Consider the following 13,016-nt stretch of genomic DNA (forward strand, 5'->3'; position numbering starts at 1 on the left):
ATGAATAGTGGTCAGTAAACTCTGAAAAAGAGTACACAATTGATGTCGTTTCCATTATTTTACAATCAATAAAATCAGCAGTGTCTATATCAAACCTGAATCCGTGTTGCTATCAGTTCAAACGTCCGCCAGCATTCGAATGAGGGTCATTTTTCCGACTACCCAACCAGCCCTGCGTTGTTCTTCTCAATCTGCAGATGCGTTTTCTCTCCAAAAAGCCTCTGCCAGCACCTGTTCTGGCCATTTCGGCAGCCAATGCACAAACGGACGGCGCCCCGGTCAGTGAGTAGCCGGGGTGAGTCCGTATGATTGTGCGTTTCCGGTCGCGTTTATCCCGGTGCGGCAGATGGCTGAATCACCAACCGCTGCTGCAGATACTCAAATAGCCGGGCAACGGGCGAGAATTGGCCCAAATCCAGCCACCATTGTCTTGCTTTGTGGATAACCTGCGCGGCCCGGTACATGATGTCCTGTAACACCGTTCTGATCCGCCGCCGCTTGGCCGGGTGTCGGATCGGCGCCAGATCACCCAGCAAGCCTAATTGTCCAAGCAACCGCAGGCAATTGTACGCCAGCATCCCCAAGCACAGGATGACATCGTTGGTGTCAAACCCTTCGACTTCGCTCAGAACAGGTTTACCCGACGGCAGGCGTTCCAAGTCCAGGTCAGTCTTGAACTCGGAGTGGAATTGTTCATGGGTGCCGTGGTCGCGGTAGCGTTCGATGACCAGCGCTTCGTCGTCGTCCAGACTGGTCCACCAGCCTTCCAGTTCGATGTCGGGCAACAGCAGGTGTTGTCCTCGCCGGTCGATGGTGCGTTCGATTAGGCGAATCACCAGGCGAAAGGTTCGGGTTTGTTTGCCGAAGGCGCGTTCGACGTTCATCGAGAACAGCGCTTCGCGTTTGCCGGGGCGCTTTTCGACGAAGCGACCTGCGGCCTCGGCCTGCATTACCCAGGTTTCTTTAGCCTGGCGACGTGGATTCCACTTCACCAGATAGTCGAAGCGCCGGTCCATGGCGGCCCAACGCTCTTTTTCAGCGGCCGCCGCAAACAGCAGTTTGGCACTGTCGAAGCCAGAATCCTTGCGCATCAGTACGGCTTGTTCGGCTGACACCAGACGTTCGACACGCGGCAACAGCCGTTCCAGAAAATACTCGATCTCCAAAGACGAATGCCAGCGTCCGGGGCGAAGCTCCAGGCCAACACACCAGCCTTCGTTGCCCAGATACGCCGCCACCGGCGTATAACCATCCACGCCTTGGTAGGTGCGACTGACTTCTTCCTTCTTGCTGCCGCTTTGATCCATCACAAAGGTATCCATATCCAGGCAGACGTAGCCTTTGTGCGGCGTGATCGGTACGGCGGCGCGCTCAATCAGCCGAACCGACATCTCGTCCAGCGGCTCGCGCAACGCATCACTGACCCGATCCAGGCGTTGCCGCAACCACACGCTACCCGGCACTTTGCGCAGGTTCAGCGCCTGCTTGAAAAACCGATCTTCCCGAAATGGCTCAATCGCCTCGAAGTCACTCTTGCCGATACTGAGCAGTCCCGTCGCCGATTTCACGACATCCGACGTCTTGATGCCTTGCGAGACCGGTATCCGCCCATCGACAACCGCTTCAACGTTGATGATATCCAGGCATTGCCCCACCAAGGCCAGTCCGGCGTACCCGGCGCTACGGCTATCGGGGACTAAAAATCTTCACTTCGCTGGCGCTCCGTTTCCAAGATTTTCAGCGAAGGTTATCGCCTTTAATATCAGGCTTTGTAATCAGCCGGTCGCGGGTTGGATGACTATAGAGGCTTAGGTTGAAAAACCTAGGCCTTTTTATACCCTTCCGAATTGCAACGCTCACATTGTTTCAAACACAAGTTGATCGAATTGAACCGTTATTCCATGACAGTACTGCACTTATAGAATCGTCAACTGCGGTCGGAATATCGTTTTGCACCAGCCACTCAAGCCACAATTATATTCAGCAACACCGCTTCACACCATGCCATTTTCGCCGAGTTTCAGCGGCGAAGAATGCTTTTCGACTTAATGGTGATACTTGTTCGGCGTGATGCTCATGCCAGTGTCGCAGATAGCGCTCATACGCCACGTCGCCGTTCAAGTGGCGCCAGAATGCTCGCAACGACAACATGAATGCGCTCATTAGCGTATCAATTAATCTTTACGGTTCGGCACCAACTTGACGCATTCGAACATCAGATCATCGAATTCGTCTTCGCTGTGTTTATTGACGTTATATTGCAAGCCGCATTCGCGGTCTTCGCGGATATGCTTGATGTTGCCATGTATCGACATCGCCACCCGCGATTCCGGCAATATAATGGATATACGCAATTCGGCCTCGTCCACCGCTTGCCCCAGGGGTTCTTTCAAGCGAATTTTAATGCCGCTGTAACTCATATCGACGACTTGGCCGTCGATGACAATTTCACCGCCGGGCGGCGGCGGTTCGATAGTGATGTGCGCCACGAGTCCTTCCGGGTTAAAACGTATTCTGGTACGGTTTTCGTTCTCCACTGCAATGCTCCATATTTTGGTCCTGAGAGTATAGGCAGAAACGCCGACGCGACAAAATTTATCTGACATCAATGCTCTGCCGATTCGGCACGGCTGCCCGCCAATAACGTTGCCTTTTTGCTCGTTCCGCTATCGGCTGAATGCTTTCAGTGCCGCTACGCACTGATATAGCACCCTGTTCGGCAGTATTCAACCAAGCTATGCCAAGCTGCCGGTAGCGTTCGATAACTTGTCGATGCGGAAAGCCGAAGCGGTTTTGATAACCGGCCGGGATCAAAATCAGTTTGGGAACAACCGCTCCAAGCAAATCCAAACTTGAAGAGGTTTTACTGCCATGATGCGGTGCCAGCAATACGTCACTTGCCAGTCTGTCGCCGTACTCTTGCACCAACCAGGTTTCAGCCGCTTGCTCGATGTCGCCGGTCAGCAAAAAACGCTGCCGCGCGGTGCTAACTTGTAAAACGCAGGAGTTATCGTTATCGCCGGCAAATCCGCTTTCCGACGGCGACAGTACACTAAAGCTTACATCGTCCCAGCGCCAAGTTTGTCCGTTCCGGCAATATTGTCCATTCTCACGTTCCGCCCAATCCGAAACGCTGCTAAGGATTTTGTCTACCGACAATTCGTTTAGTATCGAGTCCGCACCGCCACTGTGATCATTATCGCCATGACTAATCATCAAGCTATCGACGCGAGTGATACCTTGCTCGCGTAAAAACGGCAAAACCACAGAATCACCCATATCGGAATATTCCGAATAACGCGCACCGGTATCAAACACCAGAGTATGTTCCGCAGTTTGCACTACCGCTGCTAATCCTTGCCCCACATCCAGCACAGTCAGCCAAGCTTCACCGGGTTTCGGTCTCTCAACCGTCACAAATATCAGCGGTAAAAATAATAATGGGCTTAAATATTTGCCGGGAAAACCGCCCGGCGCCAACAGCAGTAATACGCCGGCGGCCGCCAGTGCAACTGCGTACCACGGCGGCGGTAGGCAGGAGATGCTGGCTAAGGGCAAATCGGCCATTTGCGCGAGTAGCCACCACAGCCCTTGCAGCAGATAGTCCAGGAGATGAAGCAACAGCGCCGCCAGCCACGGCCATATGAATAGCAATACTACCGCCAGCAAAGCCGGCGGTACGATTAATATGCCAATAACCGGCACGGCCAGCCAGTTGGCAACAGGCGATATCAACGAAACCTGCTGAAAAAACACGATCAACAAGGGCGACAAACCCACTGCCGTCGCCAATTGCGCCCCGCCGGCTTCGCGCCAGTACGAGGGTCTGCCTAATCGACCCGCTGACACATAAATCAACAATGCCACCGCCACGAATGATAGCCAAAAGCCGACAGATAACACCGCCAACGGGTCGATCAAACAGACGGCCAGCAATGCCAGCAATAAAACTCGCATGGGTGCGGTGTTACGTTGCCAGGCGATGGCTGCCAGCGCCACACTTAGCATAATCACCGCGCGCAAGGTTGGTACCGAGTATCCTGCCAATCCGGCGTAAAACACCGCAGCCAGCCAAGCGCACAATGCGGCGGCCCGTTGCGGCGAAATACTTAACACCCCGGTGTAAGCCCAAAGCCTTCTGCTCCAAAGGTAAATCAGGCCGGCAATCAAGCTAATATGTGAACCGGAAATTACGATTAAATGCACAACACCGGTGACTCTGAACACTTGCCATTGTTGTTGCGTGATCGCGTTTTGGCTGCCGATAGTCAACGCTTTGATAATACCCAGCTGCTCACTACCGGGTAAAGCTGCGTCCAGCCGGTCGGCAATTGCTTGCCGATACCGGGCGAAATATTGGCCAATACTTGGCGATATACTCACGATTTGCGGCGGCGGTTTATCGCGCACATAACCTGTCGCCCCGATATGATTGGTAAATAGCCAGGCTTCAAAATCAAAACCGCCAGGATTGAGGCGACCATGCGGTTTGCGCAGTTTTACGTGGAATTCCCAACTTTGCCCGGCCGCCAAATTCAGTTGCGGGTAATACCAACTCAACCGAATTTTATCCGGAAAGCCGTCTGTCGGTGCCGTCACTATAAAATCGAAATTAGTCCGCTGATCTTGTTGTTGCGGCAGGCTGGCAATATAACCCTGCACTTTGACTTCCCTATTTTGATAGGTGTCAGGCAATTGTTGGGACAGTCGCCAGCCGCCGAATAAACTCGCCCACAACAGCCCGGCAAACAGCGCAAAAAATCGCCAATCACGCCGGAAAATCAACAGCAAACAGCCAATACCCAGACCGAGTAATTCGAACATATTGGGTAAGCGGCTGAATTGTTGCACGGCAACAATGCCCGCCAGAAACATTAAACTGCTTGAGTTCACTGCGTCTCCAATCTAAGTCTATCCGTCGCTAGACATGTCACTTTTTTCTACCAAACAAAGTCAGCCGCCTGACAGCATTAACGCAGTCTAGTCCAATTTTTAAACTTATCACTGGATCAACATTCCCGATAGGCTGGCTGTCGTTGAATTATTCCTGCAAAATAGCCGGCTTGCCGCGAGCGGCTAATTGTCGAAAAAACTGTAACCATTCTTCCGCATGCCCGAAATTCATTATCCACTGATCGTCCGCCCGCGCTTTATCGTCAACGCCCGAAAATGGTGGCGGTTGTGTCATGTTTATTTGGCATTAAGTTTGGGCCTGGTCTTTGCGCTGATCGGTTTGACGGGCAGTTTGAGTATTTATCGGGAAGAGCTGGATATTTTGTTCAATCCAAAATTGAGTATCGATGTCCCGGCAGACAAGATCCTGTCATTGGATAAGATCGTCGCCGCAGTACGCGCTGCGAATCCGGATCGGCATGGACCCTGGACCCTGGAGATGCCGCGCACGGCAGACGGCATGATCACCGCCTGGTTTGAAAAGCCTAAGGAAAGCGTGGACGCATTTTATGCGCCCTTGATGGTCTCGGTTAACCCTTATAGCGGTGAAGTTGTAGCCAGCCGGCTTTGGGGACAAACGCTAAGCACTTGGGTGTTGGATCTGCATACGCAACTGCAATTGGACGGATTTGGCCGGAATGCACTAGCCGTTTTCGGCGGCCTAATGATGCTGTCAGTATGCAGCGGCTTGTACTTGTGGTGGCCCGGCTGGCGACAGTTGTCACGCGCATTTACAGTACGTCAAGATGCCGGTTTGATGCGGCTATTGTTTGATTTGCATAGACTATTTGGATTCGCGAGTTCGGCCTTATTAATTTTACTGGCTTTTACCGGCTTCCATTTGGCTTACCCTAGCCTGCTGGAACGCCTGACCGCAGCTTCCGGCATGGGGCATGGCGATGCAGGTCCCAATGTAAGCAGCACTGCAATCCCCAATGACCGGCCGGTTAGTCTGTCCGAAGCTTTATTAGTGGCGCGCGGGCCGTTTCCCAGCTCGGAAGTTCGGCGTATTACCACGCCGGTTGGCGAGCTAGGTACGTATCGGATCAATTTGCGCCAACGCGACGAGATCAACCAACATCATCCGTTCACTACCGTCTGGGTAGATCGGTGGAGCGGGCAAATTCGCGATGTGCAAAATCCAAGCAAATTCTCGACCGGACAAACATTCACTACCTGGCTTTGGCCACTACACACCGGCGAAGCCTTTGGTAACGGCGGCCGTTTACTATGGTTTTTTGCGGGACTGATGCCAACCCTGCTCTATTTGAGCGGTTTAATACACTGGTTATTCCGGCACGGCTTTGTCGCCGATAGACAAATAGACTTAAAACGAGCTACTGAAACAGCAATAACTGCTTGTATCAAGGCGTCAAAATACGGATCGAAGTTGATTTTTAAGGTATTGATACCTGCTTTAAGTAAAGCGTTGCAAAAATTATATGGCCGAATCAGACAGGTAAAACGACTACAGTAGCCGGGTTTCTAACTAGGTCAACGAAACAGCACTTTTGCTAATTCTTGGGTTTTTAAAAACTGGACTTGGAGATCGGCAAACAACTCGGCTTGGCATGCCTGGCTGAGCGCCAGTTTTTCGAAAGCCGCTACCGGCCATGTTTCTTTATTGTCAAACAGGCTGCCAACCATGTGCGCTGCGGCGCCTACTAAAGCCGCTTGGCGCCAATGACTGCCTTCATAACCAAGATTGCGGTGGTAGCGAATAATTGCGACCAACGCTTCGGGTATGCCCCAGGAATAGGCCAAATGCGCCCCTACTTCGCAATAATCGGTTTGTAGTACTCTGCGTAAAGCCTGATTCAGGTCTAATTCGGAGTCGGATTGTTTGAAACGTAGGGCTTGGTGGGTTTCCTCCGGCATGATGTCGGCCATGCAAAGCAAGCCAATATTGTGCAGTATGCCGCCGGTATGCACCGTTTGCGCCAAATGCTCGTTACCCCGCTCCGACACCGATTCATCCGCTAACGCGCGTGCCGCATGTGCAACCAGCATAGTGCTGATCCAATAGCGCTTAATATCGAAGCTTCGGCAACCCCTGACATTGAACGGCTTCATCACCGCTAGCCCGATGCCGACGCCTCGCACCACATTCAAACCTAGTTTCTGACAGGTTCTCTCCAAGGACGTCACCGGTTCGCTGGAGTTGTTGAACCAGGCCGAATTGGCCAAGGCAATCAAGCGGGAGGTTATCGTCGCATGCCCTGCCAGGATCTTTGCTAACTGGGCATAGTCCAGATTGTCGTTGGATAAGGCTTTGACGACTTGATGAACATCATGTGGCAATGAAGGTAGCCGCTTAACATCAGCGAACCGCTCCGGTAGTCCAAGATCAGTCATAGCCCTTTACTTAGTCATTATTAGTCTGTTTCGACTGAATAAACTCCAGTCGAAAATCTTTGTAAAACAATGCCGGCAATTCGGCTGCACTTAGGGGTGGGCTAAACAAATAGCCTTGAACCACCTGACAACCCAAACCGCTCATGACCATGGCTTGCTCTATAGTCTCGACGCCTTCTGCTACTAACGAGAAATCCATCGCATTGGCCATGCCGATAATCGTTCCCAACAGAATAGGTGTTTGCGGATTGAACAACACATCCTGGACAAACGTTCGGTCGATTTTCAGGCAATCCACCGGCATCTGCTTCAACGACGCCAGCGACGAAAAACCGGTGCCGAAATCGTCTATCGCGATTTTGACGCCTATGGCTTTCAATTGCTTAAAAATATCCAAGTCCGTCGCGTTTTGCATCGCACTTTCCGTGACTTCGAGTTGTAAGTATTGCGGGGGGAATTGCGTACGTTTAAGGATTTCCTGCAAGGTAATCGGAAATTGCGGATCACGGAAATGGCTGGCAGATACGTTGACAGCCGTAGTGATAAGCGGCAAGCCTTGTTCTTGCCAAGCGATTAATTGCGAACAGGCTAGCTGAATGGCCCAATCGCATATTTTACCGATCAAACCCAATGCTTCGGCCAAAGGAATAAACTCGTTCGGCCCTATCAAGCCGCGCAACGGGTGTCGCCAACGCAGTAAGGCTTCGATACCTATCATCCGGCCATCCAACATGCTCACTTGTGGCTGGTAGTACAGTTCAAGCTGTTGGTATTCCAGCGCGTCTCGCAAGGTTTGCTCGTCTTGCAAGCGTTTGATGGCGAGCCCTGTCATCTCCGGTCTATAGTAAGCGTAACGCTGTTTGCCGGCACTTTTAGCGGCGTACATAGCGGTATCGGCGGCTTTCATCAGGTCGTGCTCATTCTCGCCATCTTTTGGGTAAATGGCGATGCCGATACTAACGCGCGGTTTTAAATGGTGAGTATCCAGAATTAAAGGCCGGTTGATTTCTTGCAGACAGCGTTCTGCGATGTCCATGGCTTGAAATTCGTCGGTAATACTGCTGGCGATAATACAAAACTCGTCCCCGCCCAATCTGGCGGCAAAATCTTCTTCGCGGACCACGCTTTGAATGCGCTGGGCTATCGCTTTCAGGAATTGATCGCCAATGTTGTGCCCAAAGCTGTCATTGACATATTTAAACTCGTCCAGATCCAAGAACAAAAATGCAAATTCCTGCTTGCTGCGCGCCGAGGCTTTTATGGTTTGCTGAATACGCTTGTGATAATGAACGCGGCTAGCCAGCCCGGTCAGCTCATCGAAATACGCCAACTGATGAATAATGTGTTCCGATTGCTTTTGCTTGGAAATGTCCTGAACAGTGCCGGTGACGAAGCTTAGCGGTCCGCTACTGATCAACGCGGTATCCTGACGAACGCTAATCGCGGCTTCCAGGTCCGGACGCAAACGATACTCGACATACTCCACTTTTTCGCCTTGGGCAGCCGCCTCTATCAATGTCTGCACGATTTTGCGATCGGACGCTTCGATCAAATTCAGATAGTTGCTTAGTTCGCCCCGGAAATAATCGGCAGGCATTTGGCACATTTCCGCTAAAAATGGCGAAATGGTGAATTTATCTTGCTTGGGCTCCCAGGTCCAGTAACCCAAACCCGCTATACGCTGTGCCGCGGAAAGTTGTTGTTTACTATTACGCAGTTCAGCGGTGTCTTGGCTGGAGCGCAGCAAAAATCTGATGTGATGAATCAGCACCACATGATTGAGCGGTTTGATAATAAAGTCGGTAGCACCTGCCTTGAATGCTCGATTTATCGATTCTATGTCTTCCAAGCCGGTAGACATAATGATAGGCACGTCGGTCATGGCGTGAATGGCTGTCATACGACGGCAGGTTTCGAAACCGTCGATGCCAGGCATAATCGCATCGACTATGACCAGATCGGGAATTTCAACATCCAATCGTAACAGTGCCGCTTCTCCACTCTCGGCCTCGACGACGTCGAAACCGGAGGCTTTTAACTGTTCGCTGGTAATCAATCTAAAATTTGGATCGTCGTCTATCAGTAAAATCTGCTTGGCTTCCAAAGAGCTGCCGCTTACTTGATTCTCAGCCCTGGCTTGCGGTGCTACAGAAATTGCTACGTCGGCGATAGCGCGCAAGGCCGCAACAACCGCCGGCAATTGCGTCTCAAATAACTCAAATAATGCCGGAATAGCCTCAAGATCGGCCTGACGGCCGGCGGTTTCCAACATCAAACACGTATTAGCCAGTTCCTTGGCTCCCAGATTCGCGCTCGACGACTTCAGCGCGTGGGCCATATTGGCTAACAAATCCGGTTGAGTATTAGCAACGGCCTGTCTCAGTTTTTCCGCTGTTTCGGGCGCTGTTTGCAAATATAACGTTATGGCTTTTTCTAATAAGCTTACGCCATTGGCATCGTATATATCCCGAAGCTGATCCAGATCCGCCTCGCAAATCGGGCTTGGCGTCGAATCGTCTATCGCTGCGGCGACAGTTGGTTCAAGTGCTGCCGGCACTAACGCCTTATCCGCAGTACTCGGCAACCAATGCGTCAGCAATTGGCGAAGCTGTTCCTTGCTAAACGGCTTACTCAAATAGCCGTCCATGCCCACCTGTTCACACTGGTCATGAATGCCTTTTTGCACATCGGCGGTTAAGGCGATGATGGGAATTCTAGGCGTGGCATTGGATTGCTCATACTCGCGAATTTTAGCGGTGGCCGAAAAACCGTCCATAACCGGCATATGGCAATCCATCAAAATCAAGTCGTAACGACGTTGGCAGGCGGCTTGCAGCGCTTCCTGACCGTCTTTCACCACGTCCGTGGTGCAACCCATGTTTTCTAAAAAGCTTTTAACCACTTCCTGATTGACCAAGTTATCCTCGGCAACCAAAATACGTCCGGACAGCCTGCTTTGCTCGGCCGGCATGGCGGACGAAGGCGGCAGTTCGGCGGGTGAGCAGGTAGCGGTTTCCAACAAGCAATTGAGTAAACGTTGTTGGAAAACCGGTTTGTTTAAATAAAAGCTAATGCCGTATTCTTGAGTGAGGCCGGTTTGCACGTTGACATTTTCGGAACTGAGCATGATCAAGGCCAGTTTGGGAATACGCTGATCGCGTTGAATAGCCTTTGCCAAAGTCAGGCCGTCCATAACCGGCAAATGCCAATCCAGTAAAGCGACTTGAAACGGATTATTGAGAGTAGCCGCCTCCACCAATATCTTTAATGCTCTGGGGCCGCTATCGACCGTGGTGACGTTGGCTCCCCACGGCGAAACCTGGTCGAACAGTATCTCGCGGTTTATCGCATTATCATCGACCACCAGGATATTCAGGCCCTCTAACGCGCTGGTGTCGGCGCGTTCGATGTTGGTCTGGATACCCAAATCAAATTCCAAGTTGAAGTAAAACCGCGATCCGCGGCCGATTTTGCTGTCGAGCTGCAGATTGCCGCCCATTAATTCCACCAACTGCTTGGAAATAGTCAGTCCCAAACCGGTACCACCGTAACGCCGGGTTATGCTGCCGTCTGACTGGGTGAAACTATCGAAAATTTCCGCCTGACGTTCAACGGCAACGCCTATACCGGTATCGATTACTTCGAACAGCAATCTGACACTATCATGGGCCGAATTTTCCGCAAAATTCACTTTAAGCTGAACATCACCTGCTTCGGTAAACTTTATAGCGTTACTGAGCAGATTAACCAGCACTTGCCGTAATCTCTCCGCATCGCCTTGGACGATGAAACTCATCTGATTCGGAAGATTCAGGATTATTTCCAAACCCTTTCGATGGGCTTGTTCGGCCATCATTTCCACGGTGTCTTCCAATAGACGGCGCAGGTCGAACTCCTGGACGATCAACTGTAATTTGCCGGCTTCGATTTTGGAAAAATCGAGAATATTATTGATGATGCTCAATAGCGAATTAGCGGAACGATAGGCGGTATCGGCAAAGCGGGTTTGCCGGTCGTCCAGACCAGATGACATTAACAGTTCAGTCATGCCCAGCACGCCATTCATCGGCGTTCTAATTTCGTGGCTCATAGTCGCTAAAAATTGCGACTTGGCTTTGCTGGCTTGCTCAGCTTGTTCTTTTGCCGCCAGAGCCTCGGCTATGCTGTGTTTCAATTCTTGATTGGTGTCCGCCAATTGTTGGGTTCGTTCAAGGACTTGCTGTTCAAGAGAATTTCTATGCATGGCGAGTTGATCATCGCGGAATTGAATTTCCGCAAGCATGGCGTTATAGACATCCGCTAAATCACCAAACTCGTCGGTACTCGTCTTATTAATACGATGCGAAAAGCTTTTTTCATGGCCGACCGACTTCATCGCATCCATGAGTTTTAATAAAGGCCCCAAGAATATTTGTTGCAGCTTGGTGGTTAGCATACCGATAAAAATCATGGTAAAGACCACGATTAATCCGGTAACAAAATAAAAGGTTTTTAAAATCGCATACAAACCGCTTTGATCGTCAACTAAATGTAAAATCCCGATAACATCGCTGTCCAAATAAATAGGACGTACAAAATGTAGGTTATTTTTCGTGTCGTATTCAAATATATCCCTATTACTAGCTTGATCTATTGGTCGTTTACCATATAAAAATAATTGGTTAAACGTATCGCTAAAAATTTGGAGCGTATTTTCAGAGAAATCGGCTTTATGCGGACTTTCTAAAATTTCTAGAATTTTGGATGATGTCCAATTTTCGCTGGCAGTATTTGGCCCATGATAATCCGCAAACAAAATACCGGCTTTATTATATAGCTCTGCATTTAATATACTATCTCGTGTTTGCATGCTTGCCAGCATGGAGCTAGCCGCAGCCACATCTTGAAATGCCAAGGCTGCAGAGATATTAGACGCGATAATATCGGCTATTAAAACTAACTGCTGTTCTGTTTCTTTTTTCTTTGCAAAATATTCATTAACAATAATAGCTGCCGTTGCCAAAAATAAAGTTAGCATAGCGGTAAACGTTAATATGGACACCAGCTTTATTTTAATTGGCGCGTTATTAAACCATTTAAACATTTTTGCTCGTCTCTCCTAATTTTCGCCGACAATTTTCGCTAGCCGCAGCAAATTCGAGCTAATGCTCAACCGCGCTGCCTTCACAGCGGCTAAATTAACAGATAATTGAATCTTGCCCTCCTTGTTAATCATGCTGACCATGCCGCCGGAACCCATAAACTCTTGATCCTCCCCCATAGTCAAAACAGGGTGAGATTTAATATCGATAAAAACTTGTAAAAGTAAATTCTTTGCTAATTCACTAATAAATAACACATGACATTGTGTTAAGTTTCGCAAGCGATCAGCATAGATAACTTTAATCACCCTATCTCCAACACTTTTGCCGTTTATAGACTCAAAGGATTGCTGCACAACATTATCGCCTACCAAACATAAATTCAATGAGTCGCCCGATTCTGCAAATGCCTGCTCAGGCCATTGAGTGAATCTGGCAAAATTCAAAGTCAACGCTGCCAACACTGTATATTGCTCCATTGCTTGCGGCGCCGCGCTGGCTATCGGCGCAGTAACTAAACATACCGAAACCGCTAAATATCGAATTAGCTTTTCCATGTCATTTGCGGCAGGGCAACATTCAAACTCACTATTGGATTGCAAAGGTAATCAGAAAGACTATTTAGTG

8 protein-coding genes and 1 pseudogene are annotated in these 13,016 nt (G+C 50.0%); 1 reads left to right on the forward strand and 8 read right to left on the reverse strand.

The window, feature by feature from the left end; genetic code table 11:
• Positions 1-329: 329 nt before the first annotated feature.
• The 4 genes from EBA_RS12015 to EBA_RS12030 form a co-directional block, all read right to left on the reverse strand.
• The gene (locus tag EBA_RS12015; protein WP_192377272.1) at positions 330-1,664 is read right to left on the reverse strand and encodes an IS1380 family transposase; all 1,335 of its coding nucleotides are present in this window, start codon (positions 1,662-1,664) and stop codon (positions 330-332) included.
• Between the two features lie 316 nt (positions 1,665-1,980).
• The gene (locus EBA_RS12020) at positions 1,981-2,163 is read right to left on the reverse strand and encodes a CstA-like transporter-associated (seleno)protein (protein WP_225616209.1); all 183 of its coding nucleotides are present in this window, start codon (positions 2,161-2,163) and stop codon (positions 1,981-1,983) included.
• A gap of 11 nt (positions 2,164-2,174) precedes the next feature.
• The gene (locus tag EBA_RS24575; protein ID WP_324615351.1) at positions 2,175-2,489 is read right to left on the reverse strand and encodes a PilZ domain-containing protein; all 315 of its coding nucleotides are present in this window, start codon (positions 2,487-2,489) and stop codon (positions 2,175-2,177) included.
• Between the two features lie 106 nt (positions 2,490-2,595).
• Positions 2,596-4,893, reverse strand: coding sequence for a DNA internalization-related competence protein ComEC/Rec2 (locus EBA_RS12030; protein ID WP_192374933.1), 2,298 nt, complete (start codon positions 4,891-4,893; stop codon positions 2,596-2,598).
• Between the two features lie 217 nt (positions 4,894-5,110).
• On the opposite strand from EBA_RS12030, the gene EBA_RS12035 reads away from it, so the two are divergent.
• Positions 5,111-6,430 (forward strand): PepSY-associated TM helix domain-containing protein, encoded by a 1,320-nt coding sequence (locus EBA_RS12035; RefSeq protein WP_192374934.1) that lies wholly within the window; start codon positions 5,111-5,113, stop codon positions 6,428-6,430.
• Positions 6,431-6,447: 17 nt separating this feature from the next.
• On the opposite strand, the gene EBA_RS12040 is transcribed toward EBA_RS12035, so the two are convergent.
• From EBA_RS12040 to EBA_RS12050, 4 genes and pseudogenes are all read right to left on the reverse strand, one after another.
• The gene (locus EBA_RS12040; RefSeq protein ID WP_192374935.1) at positions 6,448-7,308 is read right to left on the reverse strand and encodes an HDOD domain-containing protein; all 861 of its coding nucleotides are present in this window, start codon (positions 7,306-7,308) and stop codon (positions 6,448-6,450) included.
• Positions 7,309-7,318: 10 nt separating this feature from the next.
• Complete coding sequence (locus tag EBA_RS12045) at positions 7,319-11,866, reverse strand: response regulator (protein ID WP_407663598.1); 4,548 nt, start codon at positions 11,864-11,866, stop codon at positions 7,319-7,321.
• A 219-nt stretch (positions 11,867-12,085) separates the two neighbouring features.
• A pseudogene (locus EBA_RS24920) lies at positions 12,086-12,391 on the reverse strand (CHASE sensor domain-containing protein); the annotation flags it as partial.
• A 15-nt stretch (positions 12,392-12,406) separates the two neighbouring features.
• Positions 12,407-12,946: a YfiR family protein gene (locus EBA_RS12050; protein WP_192374937.1), complete on the reverse strand. Its 540-nt coding sequence runs from the start codon at positions 12,944-12,946 to the stop codon at positions 12,407-12,409.
• Between the last annotated feature and the right edge of the window lie 70 nt (positions 12,947-13,016).

Source organism: Methylomonas albis (assembly GCF_014850955.1).
Taxonomy (GTDB): Bacteria; Pseudomonadota; Gammaproteobacteria; order Methylococcales; family Methylomonadaceae; genus Methylomonas; species Methylomonas albis.